General features: G+C 46.0%; 16 protein-coding genes. All 16 read left to right on the forward strand.

Going from position 1 to position 17,690, the window contains the following annotated elements; genetic code table 11:
• The first annotated feature begins 10 nt into the window (after nt 1-10).
• The 16 genes from purF (at nt 11) to EYS13_RS14885 (ending at nt 17,594) form a co-directional block, all read left to right on the forward strand.
• Nucleotides 11-1,426, forward strand: coding sequence for an amidophosphoribosyltransferase (gene purF / locus EYS13_RS14810; protein WP_227764219.1), 1,416 nt, complete (start codon nt 11-13; stop codon nt 1,424-1,426).
• A 275-nt stretch (nt 1,427-1,701) separates the two neighbouring features.
• A complete protein-coding gene (argC, locus tag EYS13_RS14815) occupies nt 1,702-2,742 on the forward strand; it encodes an N-acetyl-gamma-glutamyl-phosphate reductase (RefSeq protein ID WP_227764222.1) in 1,041 nt (346 codons plus the stop codon).
• 137 nt (nt 2,743-2,879) lie between these two features.
• Nucleotides 2,880-3,041: a hypothetical protein gene (locus EYS13_RS14820; protein WP_227764224.1), complete on the forward strand. Its 162-nt coding sequence runs from the start codon at nt 2,880-2,882 to the stop codon at nt 3,039-3,041.
• A gap of 135 nt (nt 3,042-3,176) precedes the next feature.
• Nucleotides 3,177-4,400 (forward strand): bifunctional ornithine acetyltransferase/N-acetylglutamate synthase, encoded by a 1,224-nt coding sequence (gene argJ, locus EYS13_RS14825; protein WP_227764225.1) that lies wholly within the window; start codon nt 3,177-3,179, stop codon nt 4,398-4,400.
• A gap of 11 nt (nt 4,401-4,411) precedes the next feature.
• Complete coding sequence (gene argB, locus EYS13_RS14830) at nt 4,412-5,302, forward strand: acetylglutamate kinase (RefSeq protein WP_227764227.1); 891 nt, start codon at nt 4,412-4,414, stop codon at nt 5,300-5,302.
• A gap of 240 nt (nt 5,303-5,542) precedes the next feature.
• The gene (locus EYS13_RS14835) at nt 5,543-6,733 is read left to right on the forward strand and encodes an acetylornithine transaminase (protein WP_227764229.1); all 1,191 of its coding nucleotides are present in this window, start codon (nt 5,543-5,545) and stop codon (nt 6,731-6,733) included.
• 131 nt (nt 6,734-6,864) lie between these two features.
• Complete coding sequence (locus tag EYS13_RS14840) at nt 6,865-8,073, forward strand: argininosuccinate synthase (RefSeq protein WP_227764231.1); 1,209 nt, start codon at nt 6,865-6,867, stop codon at nt 8,071-8,073.
• Nucleotides 8,074-8,440: 367 nt separating this feature from the next.
• Nucleotides 8,441-9,823 (forward strand): argininosuccinate lyase, encoded by a 1,383-nt coding sequence (gene argH / locus EYS13_RS14845; protein ID WP_227764234.1) that lies wholly within the window; start codon nt 8,441-8,443, stop codon nt 9,821-9,823.
• 329 nt (nt 9,824-10,152) lie between these two features.
• Complete coding sequence (locus EYS13_RS14850; RefSeq protein ID WP_227764235.1) at nt 10,153-10,866, forward strand: DNA alkylation repair protein; 714 nt, start codon at nt 10,153-10,155, stop codon at nt 10,864-10,866.
• A gap of 896 nt (nt 10,867-11,762) precedes the next feature.
• A complete protein-coding gene (locus EYS13_RS14855) occupies nt 11,763-12,200 on the forward strand; it encodes a hypothetical protein (protein ID WP_227764237.1) in 438 nt (145 codons plus the stop codon).
• Between the two features lie 189 nt (nt 12,201-12,389).
• Complete coding sequence (locus tag EYS13_RS14860) at nt 12,390-12,941, forward strand: O-acetyl-ADP-ribose deacetylase (protein ID WP_227764240.1); 552 nt, start codon at nt 12,390-12,392, stop codon at nt 12,939-12,941.
• 3 nt (nt 12,942-12,944) lie between these two features.
• Nucleotides 12,945-13,370, forward strand: coding sequence for an NUDIX hydrolase (locus EYS13_RS14865; RefSeq protein ID WP_227764242.1), 426 nt, complete (start codon nt 12,945-12,947; stop codon nt 13,368-13,370).
• Between the two features lie 240 nt (nt 13,371-13,610).
• A complete protein-coding gene (locus EYS13_RS14870) occupies nt 13,611-14,291 on the forward strand; it encodes an NUDIX hydrolase (RefSeq protein WP_227764244.1) in 681 nt (226 codons plus the stop codon).
• A 148-nt stretch (nt 14,292-14,439) separates the two neighbouring features.
• Nucleotides 14,440-15,468 (forward strand): DUF7309 domain-containing protein, encoded by a 1,029-nt coding sequence (locus EYS13_RS14875; protein ID WP_227764246.1) that lies wholly within the window; start codon nt 14,440-14,442, stop codon nt 15,466-15,468.
• Between the two features lie 125 nt (nt 15,469-15,593).
• Nucleotides 15,594-17,291, forward strand: a complete 1,698-nt coding sequence (locus tag EYS13_RS14880; RefSeq protein ID WP_227764247.1) for a glutamine--tRNA ligase/YqeY domain fusion protein — start codon at nt 15,594-15,596, stop codon at nt 17,289-17,291.
• Nucleotides 17,292-17,594 (forward strand): DUF1294 domain-containing protein, encoded by a 303-nt coding sequence (locus EYS13_RS14885; RefSeq protein WP_227764249.1) that lies wholly within the window; start codon nt 17,292-17,294, stop codon nt 17,592-17,594. It abuts the gene before it with no gap.
• Nucleotides 17,595-17,690: the final 96 nt, after the last annotated feature.

Raw genomic sequence — 17,690 nt, forward strand, 5'->3', positions numbered from 1 at the left:
GTTTACAAAGATGAAAAAGGCTGTATTCCCTTTAGAAGAAGATAAACCCCGCGAGGAATGCGGGGTGTTCGGTATCTATGCTCCCGGTGAGGATGTTGCCCGTCATACTTACTACGGGCTCTGTGCACTCCAGCACCGGGGGCAGGAAAGCGCGGGCATAGCAGTAGCGAATGGGCATGAAATCAAAATCCACAAAAATATGGGATTGGTAACGGAAGTTTTTGCTGAAGACATCTTTAAGCAGTTGAAAGGTAACTTGGCAATTGGGCATGTGCGTTATTCCACCACCGGGGAAAGTTCAATAGCAAATGCCCAGCCCTTAATATCCCCTTATAATTCAGGGAGCATTGCCTTAGCTCACAATGGACACCTGGTTGATGCAGTTGTCGTTAGATCCGGTCTGTTGAAAAAGGGACTGACTTTGCAGACAACCAGTGACAGTGAGGTTCTTTTAAAGTTTATTGCCAGTTTTAGCTCCATTTCGTTGCCTGACGCGTTGAAAAAATGCATGGCAAAGCTGAGGGGAGCTTATTCACTGGTGGTGATGACCGAAAAACAATTAATAGGCATGCGGGACCGGAGAGGGATGAGGCCACTCTGCCTGGGGAGGTTTGGTAAGGGTTACGTTCTGGCTTCCGAGACCTGTGCCCTGGATAGTATAGGTGCTGAATTTATAAGAGATATCAAACCCGGCGAAATAGTTTGTATCGACGAAAACGGTCTTAACTCCTTGCAGGTAACTCCTGCCTGCCACCGCAGCTTGTGCATTTTTGAATATATTTATCTGGCCCGCCCGGACAGCATAATTGACGGCGAGCAAGTGAAAACGGTGCGGCTGGCCCTAGGCCGGCAGTTAGCCCGGGAATGCCCTACTCACGCAGATGTGGTAGTGCCTGTACCTGATTCGGGAAAGCTGGCCGCACTGGGTTATGCCACAGCATTAGGAACTCCCCTGCAAGAGGGTCTCAAAAAAAACCTTTGGGTAGGTCGTAACTTCATTCAACCTACCCAAATCCTAAGGGAAAAAACCATTAAACTCAAATTCCGACCGGTCAAGGAGGTTGTTCAAAGTAAAAGTGTGGCACTGGTGGATGATTCCCTGGTACGCGGTACTACCGGTCGCCAAATCGTTAAAATGTTACGGGATGCGGGGGTTAAAGAAGTGCACTTGCTGGTGAGTTCTCCACCTATACGCTATCCGTGCTATTTCGGAATAGATATTTCAGACCGGAAGCAGCTGCTGGCTGCCAGATATAGCCTGGAAGAAATAAAAAGCTATATCGGAGTTGACAGTCTCCATTATTTAAGCCTGGAAAACGTGTTGCAGGTAATGCAGGCCCCGGCTGAAGAATTTTGCTTGGCTTGTTTTAACGGAGAATATCCAATTGAGATAGCTGCTCTCGGAAAGTGCTATAAGATTATCTGATCCGATCAATAGGAACTGCAAAATGGGTTGAAGGTTGCAATTATTACTTGCAACCTTTTCTTTTACATGATACTAAAGCAATTTTTATAGCTTACTATCTACTGCGCCCCGTTTGTTAACGGTCTTTTATTATACTACTTTGTGAGAAAAGCAAAGGTTAGGCCGAAAATTATTGTTGTATTTTTATACAATGAAATGTATAATTATAAACATCATGGGAAACAGATATTAATTTAAACAAGTATCCAGTCCCTTGTCTGCGGGAGGTTGTAACAATGATTAAAGCAAGCATAATCGGAGCCACAGGCTATACAGGAGTTGAGCTGGTACGCCTGTTGGCCGGCCATAGAGAAGTGGAGTTGGTGGCTTTAACTTCACAAAGTTACGAGGCTGAGGATTATACAGCAGTTTATCCTAATATGACCGGTTACATAAATAAAAAATGCACCGCCCAAGACGTGCCGGAAATAATCGGGGCCAGTGACGTGGTTTTTATCGCGCTGCCGCACGGCCATGCCGTTCCGGTGGCTGCAGAAGCAGTGAAGCAAGGAAAGAAAGTAATCGACCTGGGAGCCGATTTTCGTTTCGACGACCTCAAAGTGTATGAAGAATGGTATAAAGTGGAGCATACGGGAGGCAGCCTGCTGTCTCGCGCAGTATATGGCTTACCGGAGATTAACCGGGAGAGAATCAAAAATGCGGCTATTGTAGGCAACCCTGGCTGCTATCCCACCAGCATAATTTTAGGCCTGGCGCCGGCTTTAAAGCACGGCTTAGTTGTTCCAGACACCATTATCATCGACTCCAAATCGGGAGTGTCGGGGGCGGGAAGAAAGTTAGCCCTGGGCAGCCATTATGCCGAAGTGAATGAAAATATTAACGCCTACGGCGTAGCTTCTCACCGGCACACACCGGAGATTGAGCAGGAACTGAGCAAGCTGGCAGGCACTAAGCTTACGGTATCCTTCACTCCCCACTTGATGCCCATGACCAGGGGAATTTTAAGCACCATCTATGCTACAGTTAAGGATAACATTGCTCTGGATGAGGTAAGGGAAGTTTACAGTAAGTATTACACTGAAGAGCCATTTGTGCACCTTTTGCCGCCGGGACAGTGGCCCCATACCAAATGGGTCTATGGCTCCAACAACTGTCAGCTGAACTTGACTATTGACCGACGGACCAACCGTTTAATTATTTGCTCAGTTATCGACAATTTGGTAAAAGGGGCTGCGGGCCAAGCAGTGCAGAATATGAACATCCTGTTTGGTTTGCCGGAAACCACAGCTTTACGGATACCGGGGATGTATCCATAGAAATGCATGTAAGATAAATGTTGGCTATCAGCTTTCAGCCGTCAGCTGTTAGCTTGTATCTGCTAACCTAAAATGGACCATAAACTTTTTTTATAATTGTTAGTTTTACGTGTTTTAAAGGATAAGGGGGTCTAATAATGTATTTAGTATTAAAAGTTAATGAAATTTATGGTGACACAGTGGTTAAGGTTACTAAATCCATTGAAGAGGCTGTTAACTATGTCCGGGAAAAAGTAAACACAGGATTTTACGATAAAGAGGATTTCAAAGTTGCTTGCCAAGTGAATATTGACTATTAAGATGGAAACTCAAGCATAGTTCGTGCTAAATTCTGACAAACCGCTGAAGCCTGAATTTATAATGCAATGCAGAACTAAATACTATTAATGGTACCCCAAATATACCGGCTTATAACAACGATTGGAGGCGAGAAAATGAATGAATATACAGAGATTCCCGGAGGGCTCACCGCGGTTCCGGGCTTCTTAGCGGCCGGAATCCACGCAGGGCTGAAGAAAGCTAAAAAGGACATGGCTTTAATTTGTTCCACTGTTCCGGCGGTGGCGGCGGGAGTTTTTACGACCAATAAAGTGAAAGCGGCTCCACTCTTATTAAACATGGAGCATCTGCAAAACGATATTACCAAGGCTATAGTAATTAACAGCGGCAATGCCAATGCCTGTACCGGGGCACAAGGGATGAAGGATGCGCAAGCAATGGCAGAGCTCACTGCCGAGGCCTTAGGTTTGAACTCCCAAGAGGTTTTAGTCGCCTCCACCGGGGTCATCGGAGTGCAAATGCCTATGGACAAAGTGGCGGCTGGCATTAAATTGGCTGCACAGGAACTTTCACCCGCTGGAGGGCCGCTGGCTGCTGAAGCTATCATGACCACCGATACTTTTCTAAAACAAATCAGTTTTCAATTTACGGTGGGTGGTAAAACAGTAACTTTGGGCGGTGCCGCCAAGGGGTCGGGAATGATTCATCCCAATATGGCTACCATGCTGGGCTTCATCACCACTGACCTGGCCATCGGTAAAGAAGTATTGCAACATGCTTTATCGGAGGTAGTAAAAAGAACATTTAACATGATTACGGTGGACGGGGATACCTCCACCAACGATATGGTGCTGGTTCTGGCCAACGGCCTGGCTGGCAATCAGGCAATTAAGGATAGAGAAGATGACGGCTACGATGACTTTTACCGGGCTCTCACCTATGCCTGCACTTACCTGGCTAAAGAAATCGCCAGGGACGGCGAAGGGGCAACCAAGCTGTTAACGGTGGAAGTATTAAATGCTCCTACTGAGCTGGACGCCCAGCTGGCGGCCAAAAGCGTTTGCGGCTCCAACCTTGTTAAGACGGCCCTCTTCGGGGAAGATGCAAACTGGGGCCGGATTCTGGCTGCAGTAGGCTATTCCGGAGCTGATTTTGACCCGGCCAAGGTGGATATTTTTATTAAGAGCGCAGCCGGAGAGGAACAGGTTGCTGCCAAGGGAACGGGCTTAAACTTTAGCGAGGAGAAAGCCAAGAAAATCCTCGAGGAAAAAGAAGTGACTTTTATCGTAGATTTAAACTCAGGCAAGGAAAAAGCAACAGCCTGGAGCTGTGATTTTTCTTATGATTATGTCAAAATAAACGCCAGCTACAGGACTTAGGAGTGGAGAAGATGGTTTTAACAGCGTTGGAAAAAGCGGGTATACTGGTAGAGGCTTTGCCATATATCAAAAAGTTTTACGGCAAGACAGTGGTAATCAAATATGGCGGCCACGCCATGCTGAATGAGGAATTGAAAAAAGCGGTCATGCAGGACGTAATCTTGATGAAGTTCGTAGGCATGAACCCGGTGATCGTCCACGGCGGCGGCCCTGAAATCAACACTATGCTGAAGCGCTTAGGCAAAAAATCAGAGTTTGTCAGCGGCATGCGGGTGACCGATGCCGAAACCATGGAAGTGGTGGAAATGGTGCTGGTTGGCAAGGTAAATAAAGATATCGTGGCCGGCATTAACCGTTTCGGGGGAAAAGCGGTAGGCTTGTGCGGCAAGGACGGTCAGCTGATTGAAGCATATAAGAAGCTGGAAAAGCATCTGGATGAAAACGGGGAAGAAGTGGCCATCGATTTAGGTTTTGTAGGGGAAGTGGAGCGCATTAACCCCCAGATCATCAAAACCCTAGTTGCCCAGGACTATATTCCCGTAATCGCTCCCATCGGTGTGGGCCCCGAGGGGGAAAGCTATAACATCAACGCCGATTATGTGGCGGGAGAAATAGCGGCGGCTTTACAGGCTGATAAATTTGTGCTCTTAACCGATGTGGAAGGCATTTTCGAAAACTATGAAGATAAGGACTCGTTAATTTCATCTCTAAATATTAACGATGTGCCCGCCCTAATCAAACGGGGAGTAATCAGCGGAGGGATGATTCCCAAGGTGCAGTGCTGTGTAAAGGCCCTGAATGAAGGGGTGGAAAAAGCCCACATCATCGATGGCCGTCTGCCCCATTCCATTCTGTTGGAAATTTTTACTGACCAGGGAATTGGCACTATGGTGGTCAAGTAATTGGCTGTCAGCTGTCAGCCGTCAGCTAATAGCTGGTAACCTATGAAAAAACATATATGGTATTTGGTATTTATAGAGAGAGAAATATACATTACGAACTATTAAAAGTAACTATAGAGCTTTATCGGGATTAATTATTTTAGCTGAAAGCTGAAGGCTCACGGCTGACCGCCTTATAAGTCTAAGCTGATGGCTTAAGAAGTTCAGGGTGATGGCTATTTAAAACGAGGAGTGATTGCAATGTCCAATCAAAGCATTGTTGAATTGGGACAAAAGTACGTGATGAATACCTATGGTCGACTGCCTATGGCCTTGGTTAAAGGAGAGGGAGCCAGGGTCTGGGATGCGGACGGTAAGGAATATCTTGATTTTGTGGGAGGGTTAGCGGTAAACTCTCTGGGCCACTGCCATCCCAAGGTGACGGCAGCTATCCGGGAGCAGGCAGGGAAGCTGGTGCATTGCTCCAACCTATATTGGATTGAACCCCAGGTGAAGCTGGCCCAGCTCTTGGTGGAACACTCCTGCATGGATAAAGTGTTTTTTGCCAATAGCGGTGCCGAGGCCAATGAAGGTGCAATTAAGCTGGCCAGGAAATATGCCAAGCTCCACTATGGGGAGAAAAAATATGAAATTATCACCATGCACCAGTCCTTTCATGGCCGCACTTTAGCCACGTTAACCGCCACCGCCCAGGAAAAATTCCACAAAGGATATGCTCCCCTGCCGGAAGGTTTTAAGTATGTGCCATTTAACGATTTTAAAGCTTTAGCGGAGGCTGTAAGCGACAAGACCTGCGCGATAATGCTTGAGCCAATTCAGGGGGAGGGTGGCGTCAACGAGGCTGATCCCGGTTATTTGGACAACGTGAAAGAGCTGTGTCAGGAAAAAGGGCTGCTCCTGATTTTTGATGAAGTACAGTGCGGCATCGGCAGGACCGGCAAACTTTTCGCCTATGAACACTTCGGGGTGGAGCCCGATATCATGACCCTGGCTAAAGCGCTGGGCGGAGGAGTGGCCATCGGAGCCCTTCTGGCTAAAGAGGAGGTAGCAGCTGCCTTTCAGCCTGGGGACCACGCCTCTACTTTCGGAGGAAACCCCTTAGCAACCGCTGCCGGCGTGGCAGCCCTCGATACAATACTGAAGGACGGGGTGCTGGCTAAGGCGGAAGAAGCAGGAGCTTACTTGAAAGAAAAGCTGTTAGCTTTAAAAGAACAGTACGGATTCATCAAAGAAGTAAGGGGCAAGGGGCTAATCCTTGGAATGGAATTGACTATCCCGGGAGCGGGGATAGTGAGCAAATGCCTGGAGGCGGGACTGCTTATAAACTGCACTAATAACACTGTTTTAAGGTTCCTGCCGCCCCTAATTATCACCAAAGCTGAGATAGATGAGGCTGTAGGTATATTAACCCAAGCTTTGGATCAGGTGTAGCCGGCTATTTCCAAAATAGTTGCTGTCAAAGGCGCCGAAGTGCAGTATACTGGTGTTTGGGCCTAGTCGCCTTAAATTTAACCGCAAAAGCATTTATTAAAAATGATAGTACCTGAAAGGAGAAATAGAGCATGAAAAAAGTTGTATTGGCATATTCCGGAGGTCTTGATACTTCCATCATCATCCCTTGGTTAAAAGAAAATTACGGCTACGAAGTTATTGCCATGGCTGCTGACGTAGGTCAAGGGGAAGAACTGGCCCCGCTGGAGGAGAAAGCGATCAAATCCGGCGCCAGCAAAATTTATATCGAGGATTTGAAGGAAGAATTTGTAACCGATTTTATCTGGCCAACATTAAAAGCAGGGGCCATCTACGAAGGTAAATACCTGCTGGGCACCTCCTTTGCCCGGCCTGTAATTGCCAAGAGGCTTGTGGAAATCGCTGAAAAGGAAGGCGCCGAAGCTGTTGCCCACGGGGCCACAGGCAAGGGCAACGACCAGGTGCGTTTTGAACTGACCGTTAAGGCTCTAAACCCTGAATTGAAAATAATTGCTCCCTGGAGGCTGTGGGATATTCGTTCCAGAGAAGACGCCATTGACTATGCTAACCAGCGGAATATCCCCGTGCCCGTTACCAAAGAAAAAATCTACAGCATGGACAGGAACCTGTGGCACTTAAGCCACGAAGGGGGCGACCTGGAAGATCCCTGGAACGAGCCGAAGGATGACTTATTCATGATAATTACTCCGCCGGAACAAGCTCCTGATAAGCCAACCTATGTGGAAATCGATTTTGAAAAGGGTATCCCGGTAGCTATCGACGGCAAAGCATATGGGCCCGTTGAATTAATTGAAAAGCTAAACGACTTGGCTGCGGCCAACGGCATTGGAATTGACGATATGGTGGAGAACCGTCTGGTAGGCATCAAGTCAAGGGGAGTATATGAAACCCCGGGAGGCACTATCCTCTACAAGGCTCACAAAGAATTGGAGTACCTGACTTTAGACAGGCAGACCATGCATTATAAAGAATTGATTGCGGCAAAATATGCGGAATTGGTTTATGACGGCGTTTGGTACTCGCCATTGCGTAAAGCGCTGGATGCCTTTGTAGATGTTACCCAGGAGACAGTCACGGGTACAGTGAGGATGAAGCTCTACAAAGGAAACTGCACCGTTGCGGGATCCAAGTCCCCATATTCCCTCTACAGCGAAGAATTTGCAACCTTTGGTGAGAGCGAAGTCTACGACCATAAGGATGCAGAAGGGTTCATCAACCTCTTTGGGCTGCCTCTGAAAGTCCGGGCCATGATGGAGAAGAAAGCGGGGCTGCGCAAGTAAGACAATCATGGTCAGCTTACAGCGATCATGAAAATGTTAACTATTGTGTCCGCTGCTATGGGATGACTTCGCCAAGAGCGCTGTTCCTGATCAGAGTTTGACTTCCAGCGGCACGCGTTGACGCGGCATCCGTGCCGCTCCAGCGCTCTCGCAGCGTCCATGCTGCTCGACCGCTTTCAGTCAAACTCTCCACAGGGCGCTCTATGGCTTGTCATAATGTCGCAGCTCCACACAATAGTTACATTTTTTCATGCATGATAGTATTGGGGCAGCAGGGTGTCTATCAGCTTATTGAGCTTGGAAGACTGAAAGCCTAAGCTGGCCTTTTATTTTAGAGGATAAAACAATTTTGGGAGTGAATTATTTAATGAAGCTCTGGGGTGGCCGGTTTCAAAAGGAAACCGATCGTCTGGTGGAGGACTTCCATTCCTCCATTTCCTTCGACCAGCGGCTGTACAAGCAGGATATTCGCGGAAGCATAGCCCATGCCAGGATGCTGGGTAAAATAGGGGTACTGACGCAGGAAGAAGCAGACACAATTATTGCAGGTTTACAGGATATTTTAAAGGATATTGAGGCGGGCCAGGTAGAGTTTGAAATCGGGGCCGAAGATATTCATATGAATATAGAAAAGCTGTTGACGGCCAGGGTGGGGGAAGTGGGCAAAAAGCTGCATACCGCCAGAAGCCGCAACGATCAGGTGGCCCTGGACACCAGGCTCTTTGTCAAAGAGGAGATCCAGGAAATCTGTCAGTTAATTTTAAAGCTGCAGGAGGTTATTCTGAATTTAAGTGAGGCCCATTTAGAAACAGTGATGCCCGGCTACACCCACCTGCAGAAGGCCCAGCCCATAACCTTTGCCCATCACCTGATGGCTTATTTTCAGATGTTGCAAAGGGACTATGAGCGCTTCCAGGACTGCTTAAAAAGAGCAGATGTCATGCCGCTGGGTTCCGGAGCCCTGGCAGGTACTACCTTCCCCTTGGACCGGCAGATGGTAGCCGAGGAATTGGGCTTTGCCAAGATCACATTAAACAGCCTGGACGGCGTCAGTGACCGGGACTATATTATTGAATTGGCGTCTGCCGCATCTATCCTGATGATGCACTTCAGCCGTCTGTGTGAGGAAATCATCCTCTGGTCTTCTGATGAATTTCGCTTCATAGATCTGGACGATGCCTACAGCACCGGTTCCAGCATCATGCCCCAGAAGAAAAACCCCGATGTGGCTGAACTTATCAGGGGTAAAACCGGCAGAGTGTACGGACACCTGATGGGGCTCTTGACCATGATGAAATCCCTGCCCCTGGCCTATAATAAGGATATGCAGGAGGATAAAGAAGCCCTCTTCGATACGGTGGATACGGTCAAGAAGTGCCTGATGACTATAACACCGATGCTTCAGACCATGAAGGTGAACAAAGAGCGCATGGCAGCCGGAGCCAAAGGGGGGTTCACCAACGCAACCGATGTGGCCGACTATCTTGCCAAAAAGGGAGTCCCCTTCCGGGAAGCCCACGCCATCGTAGGCCGGCTGGTGCTGAAATGCGTGCAGGAAGGCAGGGTGCTGGAGGATTTAACGTTGGAGGAGTACAAGTACTTTTCCCCGGTATTCGCGGAAGATATCTACACAGCCATTTCCATCCAGGAGTGCGTCTCAAAACGCAACGTCCCCGGCGGCCCGGCCAAGGAGGCCGTGTTGGCCAGCATTGATGCAGGGAAGAAGTGGCTGGAAAAGAATAAGCAGTAATTGAACGAGCAGCATGCGCTGCTCTTTTTTGCTGCTATGCACGTTTCTAAAGAATACTTTTTTTACTGGTGTTCTAGACAGCTTACTGGTGTTCTATAGAGCCACTTCCAAGCAAACATAACGCTAGAAATTTTTGCGCCCTAAAGGACTGGAATTTCTACGCGTTGTGCAGACACAATGCTAGTAATTCTGGCGCGCTTATGGCTTGGCGAAAGCCAAGTTTTCTTCGCCTTTTCGGTGTTGTAAAAATATGGTACAATTAAGCAAGAGGTGATTTTATGAGCATGTTAGCTCGAATCAGAGGAAGCTGAAGATGTTGAGGTGAAAACTTGGGTTATTTAGCAGACATTAGGCATGAACTGACTAAACACATTATCCCAGAAAAAGCGGAGTTTCTCCCTGTTTTTTTTAAAGCATTCCCGGGGGGTTACGGAGAAGGGGACCAATTTATCGGCGTTATGGTACCGGAGCAGAGAAAGGTGGCCAAAAAGTACTTTACAAAGGTTAGTTTGCAAGAAGTAGAAGAACTTTTACAAGAGCCGATTCACGAGTACCGGCTTGCTGCCCTGTTTATACTTGTATACAAATTTGAGAGATCAAAAAGCGAAGCCGAAAAGAAAGAGGTTGTTGACCTATATCTAAATAATCTCAGTTTCGTAAACAATTGGGACCTGGTTGATTCATCGGCAGACAAAATTTTAGGGCCCTATCTATTTGATAAAGAAAAAACCATGTTATATCATTTTGCCAAGTCCGGCGATCTCTGGAAACAGAGGGTTGCCATCATAACCACTTATCATTTCATAAAACAAAATCATTTTACTGATACGCTGGAACTGGCCAAAATCTTATTACGCCATGAGCATGACTTGATCCATAAGGCGGTAGGCTGGATGCTGAGGGAAATTGGAAAAAGGGATTTTGCAGTTGAGTATAATTTTTTGGCAGAACACTATAAAGAAATGCCTAGAACTATGCTGCGTTACGCTATCGAGAAGTTTGAGCCCGAGCTGCGAGAAAAATTTTTGAAGGGACTGGTTTAGCATCTGTTTTAAGAACCAAAGAAACCAATGGCTTGCAGAAAATGTTACAGTGTATAATTCTGTTCAGCAAGTGGCAGAATTTTGGTTTAAGAAGTACGGTAACTGGGTGGGTTGTTTTCGCCGCCCATTCTTTTTTCGGAAATTACATATCTTACCTACCGGTTTGGGCAAAATGTGGCTAGGCACTTTAACTCTGAGATGATTAATAGGAAAAGTAGGTCTAATTAGATGCATGCAACTTGACAGAGTAATTAATTGCCAGGATTCTAATATAAGCTCACTATTAACGCAGAACTATGCCTAAATAAATTGTGGTAAGTATTTGTGGTATTAAGTATAACAATGCTTTCAATTTTGCTCCCCGATAAACCAAGAGTAAGGAGCCAAGATGAAGTAGTGGCATGGATACTCCCAATATCTCCCAAATAAGCAGTGGCGAACCGATGAGGTAAACCGAAAACCCCAAAATGAGTAAAGCGCTGACAACCAGTAAGTACCATCGGCCTGTACTAATTCCGACTAGTGAAATAATCAATGAGGAAAGAATACCCGGCCATCCAAAAACAATTTCTATAAACGACATAAAGCCCTTTGACCCCCTTTATGAGATATCAATTGTTCAGTTTTGCTGTATTTTCCCTATACTAAAAGTATGACGTATTAGCCTAGTCTAAGGTTCCACCCAAATTTTATATGTTGCTTCTAATTTTATCGTCAAGGTGTTTAATGGAACTTCCGTAGCTTATGCAACGTCTGGAGTTTAAGTAGTCTTTTGCTTCATAATCAAGCTCGCGGTTAAAAATTCAGTTAAAGAATTAAAGAGGGAAGGGGAGCTTTAGTTGGGGAATTTTGTTAATCTGGCTTCGTCAAAGAAATAAAACTTTAGAGGGGAAATAGTGAATAGTGATTTGGAAATAAGGCTTCGGAAAGCAAGGGAAGATAAAGAACTGGCGGAAAAATTGCAGAGGAAACTACAAGCGACCGAGGAGCAGTTGCTCAAGTCTAAAACCAGAATAAAGGAACTGGATAAATTATTAAACAAAGAAAAAAGAGATGTGGAGAAGCTGGAACATCTTAGCCTAACTAATCTGTTTGTTTCCATTTTAGGGACAAAGGAAGAGAGAATGGATAAAGAACAGCAGGAGTATTTGGCAGCAAAGCTCAAGTTTGACGCTGCTGTTAGCGCAGTTAAAGAATTGGAAAAAGAGAAGCAAGCTTTACAGGAACAGCTTGTACTGCTGGAGTTTTTCTGGTATTTAAGCCGTGCTGATTATGCGACAAAAAACCATGCTCTTATGATGTATCAAATTTTTTTGCCGGACGCCATTTCATAGTAGCAGGATTCCAGCATTTTGCTCTGTAACATTTGTCACAGTTCCTTATTAATTTTGATACAACCTACAGGATCAACATCATATTGATCACCTTAGAAAGCGATTATGGTCTGGACAAGAATTTGGGACTTATCGTATAGAGATTTTGGCCACTAAGGTTTAGCTAACTTTATTGAGGGGAGTTGCACTATGGAAAGCTTTAAATTTGGAAACCGGGTTGAGGTAATCAAAGGGGATATTACCAAAATAAAAGTAGATGCCATTGTAAATGCCGCTAACAACAGCCTTTTAGGCGGCGGTGGAGTTGACGGGGCTATCCATGCAGCGGGTGGAAAAGCAATTTTGGAAGAATGCATGAAAATCAGGGAAAAGCAAGGCGGATGCAAAACAGGGGAAGCAGTGATTACTACGGCAGGGAACCTTCCTGCCAAATATGTCATTCACACGGTGGGACCGGTTTGGAGTGGAGGACAAAGCGGGGAAGAGGATTTGCTGCGGAACAGTTACAGGAACTCCTTAAGGCTTGCGGTGGAACATGGAGTGGAAAGCATAGCTTTTCCCAACATCAGTACCGGCGTCTATATGTTCCCCAAAGAGCTGGCGGCAAAAATAGCCATAGACGAAGTGCTAAAGTTTTTGGAAAAAGACAGCAGCATACAAAAAGTTCTTTTTGTCTGTTATAACGAAGATAATTACCGGCTGTATAGGGAAATTTGCACGTCGAAAAGGGAAGGTATATAAGCCATGGTTGCAATTGAGTTTGACCCTGGTGGCATAATTGAAGAAGGGGAAATACAGATTGTTATTATTTGTGCCAATTATAAGGGAAAATGGATAGTAGTAAGGCATAAAGACCGCACAACTTGGGAGATCCCGGGAGGTCACAGGGAACCCTTTGAAGACTTGGAAATGGCGGCCTCAAGGGAACTTTATGAAGAAACAGGGGCGCTAAAATTTAATTTATTTCCGGTAGTTGCCTATTCCGTTGACAACGGTGAGAAACGCACATTTGGCAAGCTTTTTTATGCCAGGGTGCAAGAGTTGGGAGAACTGCCTCAATCGGAAATTGCCGAAATAAAGTTCGTGGAGAAATTACCTCGTAATTTAACATACCCGTTGATCCAACCTCTATTGTATCAAAAGGTAGTGGATTATCTCCATAATTTATGAAGAGGACAATTTTATAAATCAGCTTGTAGACAAAGCCTGCATGTATTATATTATTTCGCTCTGGACAAGTTCGCAACGAAAAAATAAAACTAAATTTTAGTCCAATGGGGAGATGCTTTTACTTCTATCAACCCTATGTTATCATCAAACGTAGGGTTCTTTATTCGTCTGCGTAAAGATGCTGGAATATCAGCCGGAAAGAGGAGTAATGATTTATTTGTGCTGTAAGGAGTAAGGCAAATGGATTTTCGGCAATTACAGCAACTGCAAAAGCTTTTGCCTAAGGTTCCCGGAATTAATGGCAAGGAAGAGTATTTTAATTCAGCGGTCTTGGTGCTGCTCATGCCGGTAAACGGTGATTATCATTTTGTGTTTGAAAAGAGAGGCCCAAATATCAGACAGGGCGGCGAAATATGCTTTCCGGGCGGGAAATTCGATCCCGAAACGGATGCGAATTTTGCGGCAACTGCTGTCAGGGAGACTGTGGAAGAACTAGGCATTACCCCAGAAGATTTAAGGATATTTGGCAGGTTAGATACTGTTATTTCCCCTATGGGCGCCACAGTGGATGCCTTCTTGGCAACCATAGAGCATCAAGAGCTGAGCAAGCTGAATTTTAACCGGGACGAGGTGGAAAATGTTTTTACCATACCGGTATCCTATTTTACCAGGAACGAACCCCAAGTTTATAAAGTTTGCATTAAAGCACACCCTTCCTATATAAATAAAGAGGGGGAAGAGGTGGTGTTATTTCCGGCCAAGGAGTTAGGCCTGCCGGACAGGTACAGTAAGCCATGGGGGCAGGGGCAAATTAACATCTATGTTTATCAGGTAAAAGAGGGTGTGATCTGGGGAATAACTGCCAGGTTGATTTACGATCTGGTGAAAAAGCTCAGATGTTTGGAAAACTGCAAAATGTAATGCACTTAAAAAAACTGATGGTTCCTTATGCCGAATAATTGACCAGGTGGCTAACCTTAAACTGCAGTACAAACTAAAATCTTTCTGATTCACGAAGGAATTGCTTAACTTAAGCAATGTAAAGAAAAATTAAGAAAGAGGCTAAAAGATGAACAATTTATTACCTACCCTTGCTGAATGGAAGAGCTTATATGAAGCAGCTATCGAATTCAAGAAAATAGAAAGCTGGCACTGGATGGGCGAAACGGAGATCTTTGGGGTGCAAAATCCTGAAGATGGTGAAATCGGCTATTGTATGACTTTGGGCAGTAACGGCGAAGTATTCGCTTTAGCTGTATATTTAGGAACTGATGGGCTGGAAGGAATGTTGAAAATTCAATCCGGAGAGGTAGGTCCTGAGGGACTGGACGCCCTGCATGCCCAAAAATGTTTAATGGCTTCCTTTGAAAACAGGGATTGTCTGCAAAAGGCCGATTTGCAAATAATCAAAGAACTAGGGTTAAAATTCCGGGGACGTCATGAATGGCCTCTGTTTAGAAGTTACGAGCCTGGCTTTTTCCCTTGGTATTTATCAAAGAGCGAAGTGCGTTTTTTAACCCTGGCCTTGGAACAGGCCTGCCAGGTTTCCTTGCGTGTCAAAGACAATCCTGATTTGTTGCTCTCATCCAAAGAAAATCAATATTTTGTCAGGGTTCCGGAGAAGATTGGCAGGGACATAGTCTGGCATGATCAGTGGCTGGTCCCCGAACCTCTGGAGAAGAAGGAGAGGAAGCAGCCGGTGTTGGATGAGCTTTACCTGCGCAGGTTAAAAGACAAAACTGTTAAGCAGGACAGGGTTTTAGAAGCTGATTTATTCTATGCGCCCTTTCCTGTACAGGAGAAAAAGAATGAGCGCCCTTATTATCCATATGTTTCGCTGTGGCTGGATCAACACTCGGGCGAGATCCTTAATTATTGCCTTTCTCCCCATTCAGACTACAGGGCTGATTTCTGCAACAGCTTTTTAAAGCTGATAGAAAACATCCGGGTTATTCCCAGAGCTGTAACGGTTGCTAAAATAGAAGTAGCGGAGCTTTTGGAACCGTTGGCAAGAAAGTTGGGAACGGAAATAAAATTGGTGAAGAGGTTTAAAGTTTTGGAAGGAGCAAAAGAGAGTTTATTTGAATATTTAGGTTAGGCTTACTCACTTATGTCAACCGGGTTAAAACAGGAAATAGTTATGTAAAATCGTAAATTTTGTTTATAATAGAAGCAGTGTGAAAAGAGAAGTCGTAACCCAAGATCGAAGGAGGAGTAAGATAGATGGAGTCGCTCAACACAGAATTACTCTCTTCTCACTTTATTCATGACATTATCAACGAAGACTTAAAGACAGGCAAATGCGGCAGCAAGGTACACACCCGTTTTCCTCCCGAGCCCAACGGCTACCTGCATATCGGGCACGCTAAATCCATCTGCCTTAATTTTGGTATTGCCGCCCAATACGGAGGTTTGTGCAACTTGCGTTTTGACGATACCAACCCCAGCAAGGAAGATGTTGAATACGTGGATTCAATTCAAGAGGACGTCAAATGGCTGGGATTTGACTGGGATGACAGGCTTTTTTATGCTTCCGACTATTTTGAGCAGTTATATGCTTATGCTGTCCAGTTAATCAAAGACGGCAAAGCTTACGTCTGCGATTTAAGCGCCCAGGAGATCAGGGAATACCGCGGCACTTTAACCGAGCCTGGCAAAGAGAGCCCTTACCGCAACCGGACGGTGGAAGAAAACCTGGACTTATTCGAAAGGATGCGGGCAGGAGAGTTTCCGGACGGCTCCCGGGTGCTGCGGGCTAAGATCGATATGGCTTCGCCTAACCTAAATTTGCGGGATCCGGTCCTTTACCGCATTCAGCGGGCAACCCACCACAGGACCGGGGATAAGTGGTGCATTTATCCCATGTATGACTTCGCCCACCCACTTTCCGATGCCCTGGAAGGAATTACTCATTCGATCTGCACTTGTGAATTTGAGGACCATCGCCCGCTGTACGATTGGGTCATTGAAGCATGCAAAGTGGAATGCAGGCCACGGCAAATTGAATTTGCCCGCCTTAATTTAAGCTACACTGTCATGAGCAAGCGCAAGCTGCGGGAATTGGTGGAAGGAGGCTATGTGGAGGGTTGGGATGACCCGCGCATGCCAACCATCTCCGGATTGAGGAGGAGAGGGTACACTCCGGAGGCAATCAGGGACTTCTGCGAGCGCATTGGTGTGGCCAAAGCCGTCAGCACGGTGGATATCTCCCTTTTGGAACACTGCATCCGGGAGGACTTAAACAAGCGGGCTCCAAGGGCCATGGCAGTTCTGCGCCCGCTTAAAGTAATTATCGACAACTATCCCGAAGGTCAGGTGGAATGGCTGGAAGCCGACATTAACCCCGAACAGCCGGAGTTAGGCAAAAGGAAGATACCCTTTTCCCGGATAGTATATATTGAACAAGATGATTTTATGGAAAACCCGCCGAAAAATTTCTACCGCCTGGCTCCCGGTCGTGAGATCCGGCTCCAGCATGCCTACTACGTGAAATGCGTGGATGTGGTGAAGGATGAAAAAACCGGGGAAATTGTAGAACTGCATTGCACCTATGATCCGGAGACAAGAGGCGGATGGTCTGCCGACGGACGCAAAGTAAAGGGCACTTCTCACTGGGTATCGGCTTCCCATGCCGTTAGAGCGGAAGTGCGCTTGTATGAACATCTCTTTACCAGAGAGAACCCGGATGATGTAAAAGAGGGTGAGGACTTTAAAGCCAATTTAAACCCTAACTCTTTGCAAGTGTTAACTTCCTGTCTGGTTGAGCCCAGCCTGGCGGAGGCAGTCCCGGGAGATAGGTTCCAATTCTTAAGACAGGGCTATTTCTGCGCTGATCCCGACTCAAGGGATGGCAAAATGGTGTTTAACCGCATCGTGCCGCTGCGGGATTCCTGGGCAAAGGCGCAGAAAGCAGGGAAGTAGATGAAATTTAAACCCATTGTATTAGCCTTTGTAGCAGGGGTTAACTTTCTGGGATTCTTCCTGATGGGACTGGATAAGTCCAAGGCGAAGATGGGCTGGTGGCGTGTCAAGGAGACAACTTTGCTAGGTCTGGCCCTGGTCTTTGGCTCCTTTGGGGTTTATGCCGGTCTGAAAATCTTCAAACATAAGACAAAGCACAAATCCTTTACAGTTACTTTGCCGGTGTTAATGATGATCCAGGCTGTCGTGCTGGTCTGGTTCTATTTTAAGTGTTCCGATTTGTCCCGTTACAGCGTTTTTTAGAATCTGCGGCCCTTGACGGAACAGAGATGTTTGGCAATATATTTTTGTCAAAGAAAAATAAAAATAAACTAATTGACAGATCTGGTAAATCCGCCT

Origin of the sequence: Zhaonella formicivorans (assembly GCF_004353525.1) — a bacterium.
GTDB lineage: Bacteria > Bacillota > DUOV01 > DUOV01 > Zhaonellaceae > Zhaonella > Zhaonella formicivorans.